17 protein-coding genes are annotated in these 18,311 nt (G+C 75.6%); 14 read left to right on the top strand and 3 right to left on the bottom strand.

Annotated features, from left to right (window positions below; all coding sequences use genetic code 11):
- The first annotated feature begins 1 nt into the window (after position 1).
- Positions 2-529, top strand: coding sequence for a DUF3180 domain-containing protein (locus ACI8AA_RS10055; protein WP_457044319.1), 528 nt, complete (start codon positions 2-4; stop codon positions 527-529).
- Between the two features lie 4 nt (positions 530-533).
- Here the strand turns inward: ACI8AA_RS10055 and ACI8AA_RS10050 are convergent, their stop codons facing one another.
- Positions 534-1,718, bottom strand: a complete 1,185-nt coding sequence (locus ACI8AA_RS10050) for an ABC transporter ATP-binding protein (RefSeq protein WP_457044318.1) — start codon at positions 1,716-1,718, stop codon at positions 534-536.
- Between the two features lie 39 nt (positions 1,719-1,757).
- On the opposite strand from ACI8AA_RS10050, the gene ACI8AA_RS10045 reads away from it, so the two are divergent.
- The 4 genes from ACI8AA_RS10045 (at position 1,758) to ACI8AA_RS10030 (ending at position 5,524) form a co-directional block, all read left to right on the top strand.
- Positions 1,758-2,453, top strand: a complete 696-nt coding sequence (locus tag ACI8AA_RS10045; RefSeq protein ID WP_457044317.1) for an ABC transporter permease — start codon at positions 1,758-1,760, stop codon at positions 2,451-2,453.
- 73 nt (positions 2,454-2,526) lie between these two features.
- The gene (locus ACI8AA_RS10040) at positions 2,527-3,267 is read left to right on the top strand and encodes an ABC transporter permease (RefSeq protein WP_457044316.1); all 741 of its coding nucleotides are present in this window, start codon (positions 2,527-2,529) and stop codon (positions 3,265-3,267) included.
- 161 nt (positions 3,268-3,428) lie between these two features.
- On the top strand, positions 3,429-4,439 hold the full coding sequence (locus ACI8AA_RS10035) for a glycine betaine ABC transporter substrate-binding protein (protein WP_457044315.1): 1,011 nt from the start codon (positions 3,429-3,431) through the stop codon (positions 4,437-4,439).
- A 92-nt stretch (positions 4,440-4,531) separates the two neighbouring features.
- The gene (locus ACI8AA_RS10030; RefSeq protein WP_457044314.1) at positions 4,532-5,524 is read left to right on the top strand and encodes a DUF6779 domain-containing protein; all 993 of its coding nucleotides are present in this window, start codon (positions 4,532-4,534) and stop codon (positions 5,522-5,524) included.
- Positions 5,525-5,541: 17 nt separating this feature from the next.
- On the opposite strand, the gene ACI8AA_RS10025 is transcribed toward ACI8AA_RS10030, so the two are convergent.
- Entirely contained in the window at positions 5,542-6,288 is a 747-nt protein-coding gene (locus ACI8AA_RS10025) for an SDR family oxidoreductase (RefSeq protein WP_387987193.1), read from the bottom strand.
- 309 nt (positions 6,289-6,597) lie between these two features.
- Between ACI8AA_RS10025 and ACI8AA_RS10020 the strand changes: the two genes are divergently transcribed.
- The 9 genes from ACI8AA_RS10020 to ACI8AA_RS09980 all read left to right on the top strand — a co-directional run bounded on the left by ACI8AA_RS10020 (position 6,598) and on the right by ACI8AA_RS09980 (position 17,141).
- Positions 6,598-7,542, top strand: coding sequence for a Rossmann-like and DUF2520 domain-containing protein (locus tag ACI8AA_RS10020; RefSeq protein WP_456930055.1), 945 nt, complete (start codon positions 6,598-6,600; stop codon positions 7,540-7,542).
- Positions 7,539-8,393 (top strand): pantoate--beta-alanine ligase, encoded by an 855-nt coding sequence (panC, locus tag ACI8AA_RS10015; RefSeq protein WP_457044313.1) that lies wholly within the window; start codon positions 7,539-7,541, stop codon positions 8,391-8,393. The genes ACI8AA_RS10020 and panC overlap by 4 nt, the downstream gene beginning before the upstream one ends.
- Positions 8,390-8,815 carry an aspartate 1-decarboxylase gene (gene panD / locus ACI8AA_RS10010; RefSeq protein ID WP_457044312.1) on the top strand — a complete coding sequence of 142 codons (426 nt, stop codon included), beginning with the start codon at positions 8,390-8,392 and terminating at the stop codon, positions 8,813-8,815. Before panC ends, panD begins: the two co-directional genes overlap by 4 nt.
- Positions 8,812-10,491, top strand: a complete 1,680-nt coding sequence (locus ACI8AA_RS10005) for an L-aspartate oxidase (RefSeq protein WP_457044311.1) — start codon at positions 8,812-8,814, stop codon at positions 10,489-10,491. The genes panD and ACI8AA_RS10005 overlap by 4 nt, the downstream gene beginning before the upstream one ends.
- On the top strand, positions 10,488-11,393 hold the full coding sequence (nadC, locus tag ACI8AA_RS10000) for a carboxylating nicotinate-nucleotide diphosphorylase (protein ID WP_457044310.1): 906 nt from the start codon (positions 10,488-10,490) through the stop codon (positions 11,391-11,393). Before ACI8AA_RS10005 ends, nadC begins: the two co-directional genes overlap by 4 nt.
- A gap of 5 nt (positions 11,394-11,398) precedes the next feature.
- The gene (locus ACI8AA_RS09995; RefSeq protein ID WP_457044309.1) at positions 11,399-12,193 is read left to right on the top strand and encodes a type III pantothenate kinase; all 795 of its coding nucleotides are present in this window, start codon (positions 11,399-11,401) and stop codon (positions 12,191-12,193) included.
- Between the two features lie 46 nt (positions 12,194-12,239).
- Positions 12,240-13,742, top strand: a complete 1,503-nt coding sequence (lysS, locus tag ACI8AA_RS09990) for a lysine--tRNA ligase (RefSeq protein ID WP_457044308.1) — start codon at positions 12,240-12,242, stop codon at positions 13,740-13,742.
- Positions 13,743-13,903: 161 nt separating this feature from the next.
- Positions 13,904-14,260, top strand: coding sequence for a histone-like nucleoid-structuring protein Lsr2 (locus tag ACI8AA_RS09985; protein ID WP_457044307.1), 357 nt, complete (start codon positions 13,904-13,906; stop codon positions 14,258-14,260).
- 340 nt (positions 14,261-14,600) lie between these two features.
- Entirely contained in the window at positions 14,601-17,141 is a 2,541-nt protein-coding gene (locus ACI8AA_RS09980; protein WP_456930063.1) for an ATP-dependent Clp protease ATP-binding subunit, read from the top strand.
- A 219-nt stretch (positions 17,142-17,360) separates the two neighbouring features.
- Here ACI8AA_RS09980 and ACI8AA_RS09975 read toward each other — a convergent pair whose 3' ends face one another.
- Complete coding sequence (locus ACI8AA_RS09975; protein WP_457044306.1) at positions 17,361-18,236, bottom strand: A/G-specific adenine glycosylase; 876 nt, start codon at positions 18,234-18,236, stop codon at positions 17,361-17,363.
- Positions 18,237-18,311 lie beyond the last annotated feature (75 nt).

Below are 18,311 nucleotides of genomic sequence, written 5' to 3'. Positions count from 1 at the left end.
GGTGAACCGCCGCGACCTGGTCGTCGTCGCCGTCGGGCTGGCGCTGGCCGCCTGGCTGCTGGTCCGCGCGACCTACGGCAGCCTGCCGCCGCTGCGCTGGTGGCTGCCGGTGCCGCTGGCGCTGCTCGCCGTCGCCGAGGCGCTGGGCGCCCGCACGCTGCGTGCCCGGCTGGCGGCCGAGCGCGCTGCCCGGCGCAGCGCCCGCGAGGGGGAGGCGGCGCCGCCCGCCGACCGCGGCGCGCCGCTGGTGCGCCGGGTCGAGCCGCTGCTGGTGGCCCGGCTGGCGGTGCTCGCGCAGGCCAGCGCGTTCGTCGGCGCGGCGTTCGTCGGCATCTGGGCCGGGGTGCTGCTGCACGTGGCCCCGGCGGTGTCCCGGCTGCAGGCGGCCGGCGACGACACGGTCGCCGCGGTCGTCGGCGTGCTGTGCGCCGTCGCGCTGACCGTCGCCGCGCTGTGGCTGGAGTCGGTCTGCCGCATCCCGCCGGAGGAGCGCGACGACCGGCGGCCGGGGGGCGGCGTCCGGGCCTAGCCGCTCAGCCCCGGGCGGGCACCGGGCCGGCGGTCTCCGGGGCCGTGCCCTCCACCGAGCGGCGCAGCGCCGCGTGCAGCGACTCGGGGGTGAGCACGCCGAGGAAGACGTCGCCGTCGAGCACCGCCACCCAGCCCGCCTCGTGCTGGAGCATCGTCGAGAACGCGGTCTTGAGCGTCGCGTCGGCGGGCACCCAGGCCTCCATCCGGTGCGCCGCCGTCCCCACCGTCCCGGCGCCCGTGGCCCGCTCGGCCGACAGCCAGCCGTGCAGCCGGCCGTCGTCGTCGAGGACGACCGCCCAGCGGGCGCCCCCGGCCTCCAGCGAGGCGCGGGCGTCGGCGAGCCCGTCGGCCACGTGCACGACCGGCGGCCGCTCCAGGTCGTCGGGGCCGATGCCGGTGACCGCCAGCCGCTTGAGGCCGCGGTCGGCGCCCACGAAGTCGGCGACGAAGGCGTTGGCCGGCCGGCCCAGCAGCTCCGCGGGCGGCGCGAACTGCTCGACGTGGCCGCGGGTGCTCATCACCGCGATCCGGTCGCCGAGGCGGACGGCCTCCTCGATGTCGTGGGTGACGAACACGATCGTCTTGCGCACCGTCTCCTGCAGCCGCAGGAACTCCGCCTGCAGCCGCTCGCGGACCACCGGGTCCACCGCGGAGAACGGCTCGTCCATCAGCAGGACGGCGGGGTCGGCCGCCAGCGCCCGGGCCACGCCGGCCCGCTGCCGCTGGCCGCCGGAGAGCTGGGCCGGGTAGCGCCCGCCGTGGACGGCGGGCTCCAGCCCCACGGTGGCCAGCAGTTCGTCGACGCGGGCGCGGGTGCGCCGCTTGTCCCAGCCCAGCAGCCGCGGCACGGTGGCGACGTTGTCCCGCACGGTCTGGTGCGGGAAGAGCCCGACGTTCTGGATCACGTAGCCGATGCGGCGGCGCAGCCGGTCGGCGTCGACGCGGGTGACGTCCTCGCCGCCGAGCAGGATCCGCCCCGTCGTCGGCTCGATGACCCGGTTGATCATCTTCATCGTCGTGGTCTTGCCGCAGCCGGACGGGCCGACCAGGACCGACAGCTCGCCCGCGGCGAAGGTGAGGTCCAGCCGCTCCACGCCGACCGTGCCGTCGGGGTAGGTCTTGCTGACGCCCTCGAGCCGGATCTCCTCCGCGGTGCTCTCGCGGCCGGCCTCGGCAGTAGCGTCCACGGGGTGACCTCCCTGGGTACGCGCCCTCTGCTGGACGCGGTGAGCGACCCCGTGGCGGGGGTGCTCGCGGTGGACGAGGCGCCGAACCCGTGGTTCGACCCGTCCTACGTGACGGAGAACTGGGACTCCATCCTGTCCTACACCGTCGAGCACGTCCGGCTGACCGTGCTGGCGGTGGTGATCGGGGCGGCCATCGCGCTGCCGCTGGCGGTGCTGGCCCGCCGCAGCCGGTTCCTGTCGGCGCCGGTGCTGGGCCTGTCCACGGTCGTCTACACCATCCCGTCGCTGGCGATGTTCGCGCTGCTGGTGCCCTTCACCGGGCTGTCGTCGAACACCGTGCTCATCGGCCTGGTCGCCTACTCGCTCGTCATCCTGGTGCGGAACTTCCTCGCCGGCCTGCAGGGCGTCCCGGCCGACGTCCGCGAGGCGGCGCGGGGGATGGGGCTGTCGGCCGCGCAGACGTTCTGGCGGGTGGACCTGCCGCTGGCCCTGCCGGCGTTCATGGCGGGGCTGCGGATCGCCACGGTGTCCACGGTGGCGCTGACGACGGTCGGCGTCCTGGTCGGGCACGGCGGCCTCGGGCAGCTGATCACCGGCGGGTTCGCGGCGAACTTCTACCGCGCCGAGATCGTCACCGGCGCGGTCGGGTGCGTGCTGCTCGCGCTGCTGGCCGACGTCCTGCTGGCCGGCGCCGAGCGGGCGCTCACCCCGTGGACCCGGGCGGTGCGGACGTGAGCGAGCTCGCGAGCTCACGCGGGGGCAGAGCAACGCCGGTCACGAGGCCGACGAGCGCCGGCGAGGAGACCGAGTGAACGACTTCTCGCGGGCGCTGGTGTACCTCAACGACCCGTTCAACTGGACCCGGCCCAACGGCATCGCCGACCTGACGCTGGAGCACCTGGGCATCTCCGCCGTCGCGGTCCTCGCGGCGATGGTCGTGGCGCTGCCGGTCGGCGTCGCCCTGGGGACGGCGCGCCGCGGCGCGGGCCTGGTCGTCGTCCTGTCCAACGTCAGCCGGGCGGTCCCGACCCTCGCGCTGCTCACCCTCTTCGCGGTCAGCCCGATCGGCTTCGGCAACCGCGCGACGACGATCGCGCTGGCGGTGTTCGCCGTCCCGCCGATCCTCACCAACACCTTCGTCGGCTTCCGCGGCGTCGACCCCGAGGTGAAGGAGGCCGCTCGCGGGATGGGGATGAGCCGGGCGCAGGTGCTCGGCCGGGTCGAGCTGCCCCTGGCCCTGCCGCTGGTGACCACCGGCATCCGCACCGCGGCGGTGCAGGTCGTGGCGACGGCGGGACTGGCCGCGCTGGTCGGCGGGGGAGGGCTGGGCCGGCTGATCAACCTCGGCTTCGGCCAGCAGGACTACGGCGTGATGATCGCCGGCGCGATCCTCGTGGCGGGCCTGGCGCTGCTCACCGAGCTGGTCCTCGCGGTGCTGTCCTGGGCGGTCACCCCGGGCCCCCGCAGGCCGCCGTTCCTGCACACCCGCACGACCCCCTCACGGGACGGCGCCGTGCCGGAACCGACCGCCAGCGGGGTGCCGCTGTGACCGGCGTCTCCCTCTGATCGCGCGCAGGTAACGAGAGCGCAACACATCGGCGGTGCCGGTGTCGGTGCGCGGGGCCCGCGGGTTGCATGTGCCGCGCGGGAGACCCCCGCCAGACACGCGTCGCGGCCGCGCGCCGCACGGGACACAGAAGGCGGGACACCATGCGCAGGCAGCGCGCCCTGGCTCCTCTCCTGCTCACCGGCCTGCTCCTGACCGCCGCCTGTGGCGAGTCGGGCTCCTCGGGCACCGGCGGGTCGACCGCGAGCGGCTCGGCCGCCGGCGGCGACGCCTGCGCCCCCGTGGCCGGTGACCAGCTGGTGGTCCTCGAGGACGACCAGGAGCTGCAGAACGCCGACAACATCGTGCCGGCGGTCACCGCCGCCACCGCCGCGGCCAACCCCGCGCTGGTGCCGGCCCTCGACGCGGTCTCGGCCGCGCTGACCACCGACCAGCTCATCGACATGAACGCCGCCGTCGACCTCGAGCGGCAGAGCGCCGAGGACGTCGCGGCGCAGTGGGTCGAGGACAGCGGCGTGACCGACGGCCTCGAGCAGGGCAGCGGGCCGGTGATCGTGGGCGCCGGCAACTTCACCGAGTCGACGATCCTGGCCAACGTCTACGCGGGGGTCCTGCAGGCCGCGGGCTTCGACGCCACCGTGCGCGAGGTGGGCAACCGCGACCTCTACCTGCCGGCGCTGATCTCGGGCACCGACCTGCAGGTCTTCCCCGAGTACCTGGCCACCGTCACCGAGGCGCTCAACGCCCAGGTCAACGGCCCCAACCCGACGCCGATCGCCAGCGGCGACGCCCAGGCCACCCGCGACGCGCTGCAGCCGCTGGCCGACCAGGTCGGGCTGACCTTCGGCACGCCGTCGGAGGCCGCCGACCAGAACGCCTTCGCCGTGACCCAGGAGTTCGCCGATCAGCTGGGCGTGGCCACGCTGTCCGAGCTCGCCGACGCCTGCGGCGACGGGTCGCTGGTCCTGGGCGGGCCGGCCGAGTGCCCGACCCGGCCGTTCTGCCAGCCGGGCCTCGAGGAGACCTACGGCCTGCAGTTCGCCGAGTTCCGCGAGTTCGACGCCGGCGGCCCGGCGACCAAGGCCGCCATCCAGCAGGGCGAGGTCTCGATGGGCCTGGTCTTCAGCTCCGACGGCGCCCTCGCGCAGGAGTAGCAGCACCAGCAGCACCGGGCGGGCCCTCGGCTGCGGCACACGGGACGATTCCGTGCCGCAGTCGGGGGCTCGCTCAGCGTTACGCTGAGGTCATGCGGACGGGGGGACGGCTGCGCGTCGCCGGGCAGGTGCTCGGGTGCGTGCTCGCCACCGCCGCGACCGCCGTCGTCTTCCTCAGCGACGACCCGCAGGTCCTGCGGGTGGCCGTGGTCGCCGTCGCCTGGGCCTGCCTGGGCGCCGCCTTCGCGGCCGGGCGCCGGCCGGAGCCGGCCGCCGGCGGTCCCGACGTCGCCGCCCTCGAGGCGCAGCTGCGCCGGGCCCACGAGGCCGAGCGCGACCGCGACGCGGCCGCCCACCGCGAGTCGGAGCGGCAGCTGGAGGCGCGGGTCCGCGGCGAGTCCGAGGCGTCGATGCGCCGCGAGCTCGACGGGCTGCGGGCCGAGCTGGCCGGGCTGCGCGGGGACCTCTCGGGCCTGGGCGCCCTGCAGGCCGAGGTCGCCGCGATCGGCGCCCTGCGGACCGAGCTGGCCGAGCTGGCCGGCCTGCGCGCCGACGTCGGCCGGCTGCGCGCCGAGCTGACCGGGCGGTCCGCGGGCGAGCTGCCGCACACGGGCGAGCTGCACCACTCCGGCGAGATGCGCATCGAGCGGGTGGTCATGCGCACCCAGTCGGTGCGGACCGGCCGCGAGCCGCTGGAGCCGGCGACCGCCGCCTGGCACGCCGCCGTCCCGCGGGAGCTGGGCGGCTGGCCCGCGCCGTCCGAGGGCCCCGGTCCCGCGGTGCCGCCCCCGGTCGCCGTCCCGCTGCCCGCGCCGGAGCCCGAGCCGGTCGCGCGCGTGGTGGCGCCGCCGCCGGTCCCGCGCCGGCGCCGCACCGACCTGCCCGCCGACCTGCTGCCCCCGGCGCCGCAGGAGCAGCTGACCCTCGAGCGCCCCTCCGTGCAGTCCGCCGCCGCGCGGCACGGCGGGCACGGGGCGCCGGTCCCGCCGGCCGACGACGAGGCCGGCGCGGCGCGGCTCGCACAGATCCTCGCCGAGAGCGGGGTCACCCCCGGCGGCCGGCGCCGCCGCTACCGCGACGTCTGAGGTCGCGGGGCCGTCGGCTACGCCGGGCCGCGGGAGAGCGCGCCGCCGTCGAGCACGAGCGTCTGGCCGGTGACCCAGCCGGCGCCGAGCAGGTAGGCCGCGGCCTCCCCGACGTCCTCGGGCTCGCCCAGCCGGCCGGCCGGGTAGGCGCGGGCGGCCTCCTCCTCGCGGCCCTCGTACAGCGCGCCGGCGAACCGGGTCTTCACCACCGCCGGGGCGACCGCGTTGACCGTCACCTTCGGGCCGAGCTCCACGGCCAGCTGGGTGACCAGGTTGACCAGCCCCGCCTTGCTGACGCCGTAGCCGCCGATCATCGGCGAGGCCTTGAGCCCGGCCACCGAGGCGACGACGAGGACCGAGCCGCCGTGCTCGGACATCCACGCCCGCCAGGCCTCCTGCACCAGGCCGAGCGTGCCGACGACGTTGGTGTCGAGGATCTTGCGGAACGCGTCGAGGTCGAGGTCCACCATCGGTCCGTAGACCGGGTTGATCCCGACGTTGCCGACCAGGTGGTCGAGGCTGCCGAACCGCTCGACCGCGGTGCGCACGGCCTCGGCCCGGTGCGCGGCGTCCCCGGCGTTGCCCGCCACGCCGACGGCGACGTCGGGACCGCCGAGCGACGCGACGGCCTCCTCCAGCGCCTCGGCCTTGCGGGCGGTGAGCACCACGCGCGCCCCCCGGTCGACCAGGCTGCGCGCGATGGCCAGCCCGATGCCGCGGCTGCCGCCGGTGACCAGTGCGGTGCGTCCCTCGAACGTGCCCACGTCGCTCCCTCGTGTCCGCCGGCGACCGCGTCGGCGCCGGTGCCGCCGCAACCGTAGGACCGCCCCCGGCGGGCGCTCCGCCCGCCCCGGCGCGCCGAGCGTGAGCCACCCCACACCGCCGTTCCGTTGCAGGCGCCCCGGGGCCGACTCACACTCGCCTTCGGCGCGTCGCCCGCGTGACACACCCGGTCGCAGCGGACGCACCCGCCGGCACCACCCGCACCGCACCCGCACCACCCGGGCCGCCAACGACGACGGTCCGCCCACCGAGTCCGGTACCCGCCAGGGACTGGAACGAGAGGTGTCCCGATGCCTGCTGCCCGCAGGACCCCCCGCGCTGCCGGGCTCGAGCCCGCCGACAGCGCCCCCGCCCGGCTCCGCGTCGGCGTCATCGGCGCCGGCCGCGTCGGCGCCGTCCTCGGGGCCGCACTCGCCGCCGCCGGCCACGACGTGGTCGCCGCCTCCGGCGTCTCCACCGCCTCCGCCGAGCGCGCCGCCCGGCTGCTGCCCGGCACCCCGCTGCTGCCCGCCGACGAGGTGGTCGCCGCCGCCGACCTCGTGGTGCTCGCCGTCCCCGACGACACGCTGCCCGGCCTGGTCGCGGGCCTCGCCGAGACCGGCACCTGGCGGGCCGGCCAGCTGGCCTTCCACACCTCCGGCGCGCACGGCCTGGCCGCCCTCGCCCCCGCGGAGCGGGCCGGCGTCCTCCCGCTGGCCCTGCACCCGGCCATGACCTTCACCGGCGCCCCCGAGGACGCCGACCGGCTCGCCGGCGCCCCGTTCGGCGTCACCAGCCGCCCCGAGCACCGGCCGGTCGCCGAGACCCTGGTGCTGGAGATGGGCGGCGAGCCGTTCTTCGTCGCCGAGGACGACCGGCGGCTCTACCACGCGGCGCTGGTCACCGGCGCCAACCACCTGGTCACCCTCGTCGCCGAGGCCGCCGACCTGCTGCGCCAGGCCGGCGTCGACGCCCCGGCCCGGGTGCTCACCCCGCTGCTCACCGCCGCGCTGGACAACGGCCTGCGCCGCGGCGACCGCGGGCTCACCGGCCCGGTCAGCCGCGGTGACGTCGGCACGGTGGCCGACCACCTCGCGACGCTCACCGACCGGGCGCCCGAGTCGGTGGCCGCCTACGTCGCCATGGCGCAGCGGACCACCGAGCGCGCGCTGTCCGCCGGCCGGCTCAAGCGGCACGAGGGCGCCCCGCTGCTGGACCTGCTGTACGAGGCCGCGGACCCGGCGGGCTCCCGGTGACCACCAGCACCCGGCCGGCCGTCGCGGAGACGGTGGCCGAGCTCCGCGAGCTGATCGCCCGGCTGCCCGGCCCGGTGGCGCTGGTGCCGACCATGGGTGCCCTGCACGAGGGGCACCGCACGCTCGTCCGCGCCGCCCGCGAGCGGGCCGGCAGCGTCGTCGTCTCGGTGTTCGTCAACCCGACCCAGTTCGGCCCCGGCGAGGACCTCGACCGCTACCCGCGCACCTGGGACGCCGACCTCGCCGCGCTCACCGACGAGGGCGCCGACGTCGTCTTCCACCCGCCGGTCGACGAGGTCTACCCGCCCGGCTCGCTCGGCGTCACCGTCGACCCCGGCCCGCTCGGGTCGGTCCTCGAGGGCGCGGTCCGGCCCGGCCACTTCGCCGGCGTGCTGACCGTCGTCGCCAAGCTGTTCGGCCTCGTCCGGCCCGCCCTCGCGTTCTTCGGCGAGAAGGACTACCAGCAGCTGACGCTGGTCCGGGCGATGGTCCGCGAGCTGGCGCTGCCGCTGGAAGTGGTCGGCGTGCCGACCGTCCGCGAGGACGACGGCATGGCGCTGTCCAGCCGCAACCGCTACCTGGCACCGGAAGAGCGCGCCCGGGCCGCGACGTTGAACAGGGCACTGCGTGCCGGGGCCGACGCCGGACCGCGCGGCGCCGGGGCCGTCCTCGCCGCCGCCCGCGAGGTGCTGGCCGGCGCGCCCGAGCTGGTGCCCGACTACCTCGAGCTCACCGACCCCGACCTCGGCCCCGCACCCGCGGCCGGCCCCGCCCGCCTCCTGCTGGCCGCCCGCGCCGGCGCCACCCGACTCCTCGACAACACCCCCGTCCTGCTGGGAGCCCCCCGATGATGCGCACGATGCTCAAGTCCAAGATCCACCGGGCGACGGTGACCCAGGCCGACCTGCACTACGTCGGCTCGGTGACGATCGACGAGGACCTGCTCGACGCCGCCGACCTCATCCCCGGCGAGCAGGTGGCGATCGTGGACGTCACCAACGGCGCCCGCCTGGAGACCTACGTCATCCCCGGTGAGCGGGGCAGCGGCGTCATCGGCATCAACGGCGCCGCCGCGCACCTCGTGCACCCCGGCGACCTCGTGATCCTGATCAGCTACGGCCTCATGGACGAGACCGAGGCCAAGAGCCACATCCCCAAGGTCGTGCACGTCGACGGCGGCAACCGCGTCGTCGAGCTGGGCGGGGACCCCTCGGCCCCGGTGCCGGGCGCGACCGACCAGCAGCGCAGCGACCTCGGCGTCCCCGTCCGGTGACCCTGGCGGCCCCGACCGTCAGCGGCCTGCCCACCCGGCTGGCCGCCCCGGCGCCCGGCTGGGAGCTGTCGGCCGACGTCTGCGTCGTCGGCTCCGGCGTCGCGGGCCTGTGCGTCGCGCTGCACGCCCGCGCGGCCGGGCTGTCGGTCGCCGTCGTCACGAAGGTCCGCGTCGACGACGGGTCGACCCGCTGGGCGCAGGGCGGCATCGCCGCGGTGCTCGACCCGGCCGACAGCCCCGGGGCGCACGCCCGCGACACCGAGGTCGCCGGCGTGGGGCTGTGCGAGCCCGACGCCGTGCGCACCCTGGTCACCGAGGGCCCGGCGCGGCTGCACCAGCTCATCGGCTGGGGCGCCGGCTTCGACCGCGACGAGTCGGGCCGCCTGCTGCTCACCCGCGAGGGCGGGCACACCGCCGACCGGATCGTGCACGCCGGCGGAGACGCCACCGGCGCCGAGGTCATGCGCGCCCTGTGCGAGGCCGTGCACGCCGACCCCGGCATCACCCTCGTCGAGCACGCGATGGTGCTCGACCTGCTCACCGACGCCGGCGGCCGGGCCGCCGGCGTCACGCTGCACGTCCTCGGCGAGGGCACCGAGGACGGCGTGGGCGCGGTCCGCGCGCGGGCCGTCGTCCTCGCCACCGGCGGGATGGGCCAGGTCTACGCCGCGACGACGAACCCCCCGGTGTCCACCGGCGACGGCGTGGCGCTGGGCCTGCGCGCCGGCGCGGTCGCCACCGACCTGGAGTTCGTGCAGTTCCACCCGACGTCGCTGTACCGCGGCCCCGGCGCCCGCGGGCAGCAGCCGCTGGTCAGCGAGGCGCTGCGCGGCGAGGGCGCGGTGCTGCGCGACGGGGCGGGGGAGCGGTTCATGCTCGGCGTGCACCCGCAGGCCGAGCTCGCGCCGCGCGACGTCGTCGCCAAGGCCATCACCCGGGTGCAGCTGCGCGACGGCGTCGACCACGTCTGGCTCGACGCCCGGCACGTCCCCGGCCTCGCCGAGCGGTTCCCGACCATCGTGGCCAGCTGCCGCGCGATCGGCGTCGACCCGGTCACCGACCTGGTGCCGGTCACGCCCGCCGCCCACTACGCCTCCGGCGGCCTGGTCACCGACCTCGCCGGCCGGACCACCGTCCCCGGGCTCTACGCCTGCGGCGAGGCCGCCTGCACCGGCGTGCACGGGGCCAACCGGCTGGCGTCGAACTCGCTGCTGGAGGGGCTGGTGTTCGCCGCCCGCATCGGAGTGGAGCTGGCCCGCTCGCTGCCCCCGGCCGCGCCGGCCCGCACGGCCGCCGCCGGGACCTCGGGCCTGCTGGACCCCGCCGGGCGGCGCACGGTCACCGAGACCATGTCCGGCCGGGTCGCCGCGCTGCGCTCGGGCGCCGGGCTGGCCGAGGCCACCGGCGTGCTCGCCGGGCTGGCCGCGGGGCTGGCCGCCGGCCCCGGCGCCGCGCCCGGCGTCGACAGCTGGGAGGCCACCGACCTGCTCACCGTCGCCAGCGCCCTCGCCGCCGCCGCCGGCGCCCGCGAGGAGACCCGCGGCTGCCACTGGCGGGAGGACCACCCCGCCACCGAGGAGGACTGGCGGGTGCACCTCGACGTCCGCCTCGACGACGACGGCCGGCTGCGCCTGACCCGCCGGCCGGTGGGGACCCCCGTGGTGCAGCCGTGGTGACCGCCGACCCACGGTCGCTGGCGGGCACCGGGCTGGCCGAGGCCTGGGTCGACGACCTGGTCGAGCGCACGCTGGCCGAGGACCTCGCCGGCGGGGCCGTGCTGCCCAGCGCGCCGGACCTGGCCGTCGCCCTCGACGTCACCAGCGCCGCCACCGTGCCCCCGGCGCAGTACGGCACCGCCGACCTCGTCGCCCGCGCCGACGGCGTCGTCGCCGGCCTGCCGGTCGCCGCCCGCGTGTTCACCCGCCTCGCGCCCGGCGCCACGCTCACCGTCGGCGCGGCCGACGGGGACCGGGTGGCCCGCGGCGACGTGCTGCTGACCGTCCGCGGGCCGGTCCGCGCGCTGCTGGCCGCCGAGCGCAGCGCGTTGAACATCGCCAGCCGGGCCAGCGGGATCGCCACCGCCACCCGCGCCTGGGTGGACGCCGTCGAGGGCACCGGCGCCGTCGTCCTCGACACCCGCAAGACCACCCCGGGCCTGCGCCCGCTGGAGAAGTACGCGGTGCGCTGCGGCGGCGGGTCGAACAAGCGCATGGGCCTCTACGACGTCGCGATGGTCAAGGACAACCACGTCGCCGCCGCGGGCTCGGTCGCGGCCGCCGTCGCGGCGGTGCGCGAGCGGGCGCCGCGGGTGCCGGTGCAGGTGGAGGCGGACACCCCCGCGCAGGCGGTCGAGGCGGTCGAGGCCGGCGCGGACTTCCTGCTGCTGGACAACATGCCGCCCGCGCAACTGCGCGAGGTGGTGGCGCTGGTCGGCGGCCGCGCGGAGCTCGAGGCCACCGGCGGGCTCACCCTCGCCGTCGCCCGCGAGGTGGCCGCCACCGGCGTGGACTTCCTGTCGGTCGGCGCGCTCACGCACTCCTCGCCGATCCTCGACCTCGCGCTCGACCTGCGGAGCTGACCGGCGTGCTGCTCACCGTCGACGTCGGCAACAGCCAGACCGTGCTGGCCACCTTCGACGGTGCCCGCAGGATCGGGTGCTGGCGCGTGACGACGCACGCGCGGGCCACCTCCGACGAGATCCGCATGCTGTGGCGCGGGCTGCTGCGCGACACCGAGGTCACCGGCGTCGCGGCGTGCTCCACCGTGCCGGCGCTGCTGCCCGCGCTGCGGCAGCTGCTGGACTCCCTCGAGGTCCCGGTCGTGCTCATCGGCCCCGGCGTGCGCACCGGCGTCCCGCTGCACGTCGACAACCCGCGCGAGGTCGGCGCCGACCGCGTCGTCACCGCGCTGGCCGCGCACGAGCTGTTCGGCCGGGCGCCCGACGGCGGCGGCCGCCCGGTCGTGGTGGTCGACTTCGGCACCTCCACCAACGTCGACGCCGTCGGCCCCGACGGGCAGTTCCTCGGCGGCGCGCTGGCCCCCGGCGTCGAGGTCAGCCTGGAGGCGCTGGCCACCCGCGCGGCCCAGCTGCGGTCGGTGGAGCTCACCGTGCCGACGCAGGCGATCGGCAAGAACACCGTCGCCGCGCTGCAGTCCGGGCTGGTGCTGGGCTTCGCCGGCCTGGTCGACGGGCTGGTCGGCCGGATCGCCGGCGAGCTGGTCGCGCAGTTCGGCGACCCGCCGGTCGTCGTCGCCACCGGCGGCCTGGCGCCGCTGGTGGCCGACAGCTGCCGCACCATCGGCGAGCGCGAGCCCGACCTCACCGTGCACGGCCTGCGGCTGGCCTTCGAGCGCTCCCAGGCCGGCGGCCGCCGATAGGACGTCGCCGGAGGTGGCGCGGCACACCGCCGTAGGCTCGGACGACGTGACCGACGAACCCCCGGGCCTCCCGGACGACGAGCTCCCCGAACAGCTCCGGGTCCGCCGCGCCAAGCTCGACCGGCTGCGCGAGTCCGGCGTCGACCCCTACCCGGTCACGGTGGAGCGCACGACCTCGCTGGCCGACGTCCGGGCCAAGCACCCCGACCTCGAGCCCGACACGCTGACCGGCGAGCGGGTCGGCGTCACCGGCAGGGTCATCTTCAGCCGCAACACCGGCAAGCTCTGCTTCGCGACGCTGCGCGAGGGCGACGCCGAGCTGCAGGTCATGCTCTCCCGCGACCGGGTGGGCGCCGACGCGCTCGACGCCTGGAAGGCCGACGTCGACCTCGGCGACCACGTCTTCGTCGAGGGCGAGGTCGGGACGTCGCGCCGCGGCGAGCTGTCGGTGTTCGCCGACTCCTGGCGGATGGCGGCCAAGGCGCTGCGCCCGCTGCCGGTGGCGCACAAGCCGATGAGCGAGGAGCTGCGGGTCCGACGCCGCTACGTGGACCTCATCGTCCGCGACGAGGCCCGCCGCACCGTCCGGCAGCGCGCGCAGGTGATGGCCGCGCTCCGGTCCGGGCTCACCGGCCGCGGTTTCCTCGAGGTCGAGACGCCGATGCTGCAGACCGTGCACGGCGGTGCCGCGGCCCGGCCGTTCCGCACGCACATGAACGCCTTCGACCTCGACCTGTACCTGCGCATCGCGCCCGAGCTGTTCCTCAAGCGCTGCATCGTGGGCGGCCTGGAGAAGGTCTTCGAGATCAACCGGAACTTCCGCAACGAGGGCGCCGACAGCTCGCACTCGCCGGAGTTCGCGATGCTCGAGTTCTACGAGGCCTACGCCGACTACCAGGACGTGGCGCGCACCACGCGCGAGCTGGTCCAGGAGTGCTGCGCGGCGCTGTTCGGCGACCACGTCGCGCGCCACCACGACGGCACCGAGATCGACCTGTCGGGGGAGTGGCCGCAGGTGCCGCTCTACACCCTGGTCTCCGACGCCGTCGGCGAGGCGGTCACCCCGGAGACGCCGGTCGAGCGGCTGCGGGAGCTGGCGGAGCGGCACGACGTCGGCGTCGACCCGGCGTGGCTGCCCGGCAAGGTGGTCGAGGAGCTGTTCGAGGCGCTCGTGCAGGACTCGCTGCAGGCGCCCACGTTCGTCGTCGACTACCCGGTCGACACCTCGCCGCTGACCCGCGCGCACCGCACGACGCCGGGCCTGGCGGAGAAGTGGGACCTCTACATCGCCGGCATCGAGCGCGGCACCGGCTACTCCGAGCTGGTCGACCCGGTGGTCCAGCGCGATCGGTTCACCCAGCAGGCGCTGCTGGCCGCGGCCGGCGACCCCGAGGCCATGGTGCTCGACGAGGACTTCCTCGAGGCCCTCGAGTACGGGATGCCGCCCAGCGGCGGCGTCGGCATGGGCATCGACCGGCTCATGATGACGCTCACGGGACTCGGTATCCGCGAGACGATCCTGTTCCCATTGGTGCGGCCGATTAGCTGAAACTCACGGTGCCGTTCCGCTGAATTCCTCCCCGAAATGGGCGACCCGCCGCTCGGGATTGGTCCGCCGGCTCCGTGTTGTGGTGCAATGTGCGCGTCGCCCGGTTCCGGGTGGCTGCAATTGTCCGGCCACGGGGGCCGAGAGGGAGTGAGGAAAGCGGAATGGCGCGCAAGGTCCAGGTGATCCTGAGTGACGACCTCGACGAGGACCTCCCCGCCGACGAGACGGTGAGTTTCTCGCTCGACGGCACGAACTACGAGATCGACCTGTCCGAGAAGAACGCCGAGGAACTGCGCAACGCCTTCTCCCGGTACGTGCAGGCCGCCCGCAAGGTCGGCCGCGGCGGCGGTGGCCGGGCCTCCGGCGGCGGTCGGTCCCGCGCCACCGGTGGCGGCGGCCGGATGGACCGCGAGCAGGCCGGCGCGATCCGCGACTGGGCCCGCAAGAACGGCCACAACGTCAGCGACCGCGGCCGCATCCCGGCCAGCGTCGTCGAGGCCTACGAGGCCGCGCACTAGCGACCTTCCTGCAGGGCCCCGCCGCGAGCTCGCGAGTGGTGGGGGGCAGGGAGGTCCTTCCGGTGAGCGACGGCCCGGTCCCCGCACGGGGACCGGGCCGTCGGCGTCCCCGACCGACACGCCGTCCGCTGTCGGCGTAACGCCCACGGAACACCGCCCCGTCACCATCGGTTGGACCGGGCAAGCCACCCACCGCACCGCCGGTCGCGACCGACGGGACGGCGTGGTCCGTGACTACAGTGGAATGACCGGTGCCCCAGCGCGCCGACGGACGTCGGGTGCTCCTCCCCGCTCGTGGGGAGGGACGTGCCGGACCAGCCGGTCAGAGGAGAAGCAGCAGATGTTCGAACGGTTCACCGACCGAGCCCGACGGGTGGTCGTCCTGGCGCAGGAAGAGGCCAGGATGCTCAACCACAACTACATCGGCACCGAGCACATCCTCCTGGGCCTGATCCACGAGGGCGAGGGCGTCGCTGCCAAGGCCCTCGAGTCGCTCGGCATCTCGCTCGAGGGTGTCCGCCAGCAGGTCGAGGAGATCATCGGCCAGGGCCAGCAGGCCCCGTCCGGGCACATCCCCTTCACCCCGCGGGCGAAGAAGGTGCTCGAGCTGTCCCTGCGCGAGGCGCTGCAGCTCGGCCACAACTACATCGGCACCGAGCACATCCTGCTCGGCCTGATCCGCGAGGGCGAGGGCGTCGCCGCCCAGGTCCTCGTGAAGCTGGGCGCCGACCTCAACCGCGTCCGCCAGCAGGTCATCCAGCTGCTCTCCGGCTACCAGGGCAAGGAGCCGGCCTCGGCCGGCGGCCCCTCGGAGGGCACGCCGTCGACGTCGCTGGTGCTCGACCAGTTCGGCCGCAACCTGACCCAGGCCGCGCGCGACTCCAAGCTCGACCCGGTCATCGGGCGGGCCAAGGAGATCGAGCGGGTCATGCAGGTCCTCTCGCGGCGGACCAAGAACAACCCCGTCCTCATCGGCGAGCCCGGCGTCGGCAAGACCGCCGTCGTCGAGGGCCTGGCCCAGGCGATCGTCAAGGGCGAGGTCCCCGAGACGCTGAAGGACAAGCAGCTCTACACCCTCGACCTCGGCGCCCTGGTCGCCGGGTCGCGCTACCGCGGTGACTTCGAGGAGCGCCTCAAGAAGGTGCTCAAGGAGATCCGCACCCGCGGCGACATCATCCTGTTCATCGACGAGATCCACACCCTCGTCGGTGCCGGTGCCGCCGAGGGCGCGATCGACGCCGCCAGCATCCTCAAGCCGATGCTGGCCCGCGGTGAGCTGCAGACCATCGGCGCCACCACGCTCGACGAGTACCGCAAGCACCTGGAGAAGGACGCCGCGCTCGAGCGCCGCTTCCAGCCGATCCAGGTGGGCGAGCCGACGCTCACCCACACGATCGAGATCCTCAAGGGCCTGCGCGACCGCTACGAGGCGCACCACCGGATCAGCATCACCGACGGCGCCCTCGTCGCCGCCGCCACGCTGGCCGACCGGTACATCTCCGACCGCTTCCTGCCGGACAAGGCGATCGACCTGATCGACGAGGCCGGTGCCCGGATGCGGATCAAGCGGATGACCGCCCCGCCGGACCTGCGCGAGTTCGACGACCGGATCGCCGGCATCCGCCGCGAGAAGGAGTCCGCGATCGACGCGCAGGACTTCGAGAAGGCCGCGTCGCTGCGCGACAAGGAGAAGACCCTCCTGGCCGAGAAGGCCGAGCGGGAGAAGGCGTGGAAGGCCGGCGACATGGACGTCGTCGCCGAGGTCGACGACGAGCAGATCGCCGAGGTGCTGGCCAACTGGACCGGCATCCCCGTCTTCAAGCTCACCGAGGAGGAGACGACCCGTCTGCTCCGCATGGAGGACGAGCTCCACAAGCGGATCATCGGCCAGGAAGAGGCCATCAAGAGCGTCAGCCAGGCGATCCGGCGCACCCGCGCGGGCCTCAAGGACCCGCGTCGCCCCGGTGGCTCGTTCATCTTCGCCGGCCCCTCGGGTGTCGGTAAGACCGAGCTCGCCAAGGCGCTCGCGAACTTCCTGTTCGGCGAGGACGACGCGCTCATCCAGATCGACATGGGCGAGTTCCACGACCGGTTCACCGTGTCGCGGCTCGTCGGTGCCCCTCCCGGCTACGTCGGTTACGACGAGGGCGGCCAGCTGACCGAGAAGGTGCGGCGCAAGCCGTTCTCGGTGGTCCTCTTCGACGAGATCGAGAAGGCCCACGCCGACGTCTTCAACACGCTGCTGCAGGTGCTGGAGGACGGCCGGCTCACCGACGGTCAGGGCCGGATCGTGGACTTCAAGAACACGATCCTGATCCTCACGACCAACCTCGGGACGCGGGACATCTCCAAGGCGGTCGGCCTCGGCTTCCAGGCCGGGAACGACGACCAGTCGAACTACGAGCGCATGAAGACGAAGGTCCACGACGAGCTCAAGCAGCACTTCCGGCCTGAGTTCCTCAACCGGATCGACGACATCGTCGTGTTCCACCAGCTGACCGAGGCCGAGATCATCCAGATCGTCGACCTGATGCTCGCCCGCGTGGAGAGCCAGCTGAGCAACAAGGACATGTCGCTCGAGGTCACCCAGGAGGCCAAGAAGCTCCTGGCGGCCCGGGGGTTCGACCCGGTGCTGGGCGCCCGGCCGCTGCGCCGGACCATCCAGCGCGAGATCGAGGACGCGCTGTCGGAGAAGATCCTCTACGGGGAGCTGACCGCCGGTCAGATCGTCGTGGTGGACGTCGAGGGCGAGGGCACCGACGCGAAGTTCACCTTCCGCGGCGAGACCAAGCCGATCGACCTGCCCGACACGCCGCCGGTGGCGCTGACCGTCGGCGACGACGAGGACGGCACCCAGGGCCCCTCGCTCCGCAAGGAGTGAGCAGGTAGCTCCACCGGCAGGGGCCGTCTCCCACGAGGGAGGCGGCCCCTGCTGCGTTCCCGGGAGGGGAGGGGCGGATGGCCCGCGACGACCACCCGAGGCGGACGCCGGCCGGCCTCCTGGGCGCCGTCCGCGGCCTCCCGCTCGTCCTGGCGGCCCTGGCGGGGTGGCTCACGACCTCCCGCGACCGCACGCCGCCACGGCGCCGCTGACGGCGGCTCAGGCGGGCAGGGCGAACCGGCCGTCGGCGGTCTGCTCGACGAGGCCGTCGGCCAGCAGGGAGTCCAGGCACCGGGACCGCTGCACCGCGTCGTCCCAGGCGGCGTCCAGGGCCGGGGCGGGCACCGGACCGTCGGCGGCGCGCAGGACGTCGAGCAGCCGGCCGCGGACCTGCCGGTCGGTCCCCGCGAACCGCTGCACCCGCCGCGGCGGTCCCTCGGCGGCCGGGCAGCCGGCCAGCCGCCAGGCGCAGCGGTCGCGCACCGGGCACGCGCCGCACCGTGGGGTGCGGGCCACGCAGACGAGCGCGCCGAGCTCCATGGCCGCCACCGAGAACCGGCACGCCCGCTCCCGGTCCGCCGGCGCCAGCGCCGCGACGTCGGTCAGGTCGGAGGCGCGCGCGGTCCCGGCCTCGGCGCGGCCGTGCACCAGCCGGGCCACCACCCGCCGCACGTTGGTGTCCACGACCGGCTGCGGCGTCCCGTGGCCGAAGCAGGCCACCGCCCGGGCGGTGTACGTTCCGATGCCCGGCAGCGCCTCCAGGGCCGCCACGTCGGCCGGGACGACGCCGCCGTGCCGCTCGGTGAGGGCGACGGCGGTCTCCCGCAGCCGGAGCGCCCGCCGCGGGTAGCCGAGCTTGCCCCAGGCGCGGATCACCTCGGCCGGCGACGCGGCGGCCAGCGCGGCCGGGGTGGGCCAGCGCTCCATCCAGGCGTGCCACACCGGCTCGACCCGCGCCACCGGCGTCTGCTGCAGCATCACCTCGCTGACCAGCACCGCCCACGGGTCCACGCCGGGCCGGCGCCACGGCAGGTCGCGGGCCGCCGTGTCGTACCAGTCGACCAGGGCGTCCCCGAGTCCGGCGGTGCTGCTCACGAGGGTCCAGTGTGCCCGGCCCGGACCGCGGCGTGCCCTGCCGGGACGGCCGGGAGCCGCCGACTACGGTCGCCT

Source organism: Geodermatophilus sp. SYSU D01180 (assembly GCF_054050415.1).
Note: the sequence above shows the minus strand (reverse complement) of the source record. Positions and strands in the feature narration are given on the sequence as shown.

Coding starts and splice junctions, on each gene's coding strand:
- ACI8AA_RS10035 (WP_457044315.1), top strand. CDS start 3,429: ATGCGCAGGCAGCGCGCCCTGGCTCCTCTCCTGCTCACCGGCCTGCTC.
- ACI8AA_RS10030 (WP_457044314.1), top strand. CDS start 4,532: ATGCGGACGGGGGGACGGCTGCGCGTCGCCGGGCAGGTGCTCGGGTGC.
- ACI8AA_RS10020 (WP_456930055.1), top strand. CDS start 6,598: ATGCCTGCTGCCCGCAGGACCCCCCGCGCTGCCGGGCTCGAGCCCGCC.
- panD (WP_457044312.1), top strand. CDS start 8,390: ATGATGCGCACGATGCTCAAGTCCAAGATCCACCGGGCGACGGTGACC.
- ACI8AA_RS09985 (WP_457044307.1), top strand. CDS start 13,904: ATGGCGCGCAAGGTCCAGGTGATCCTGAGTGACGACCTCGACGAGGAC.
- ACI8AA_RS09980 (WP_456930063.1), top strand. CDS start 14,601: ATGTTCGAACGGTTCACCGACCGAGCCCGACGGGTGGTCGTCCTGGCG.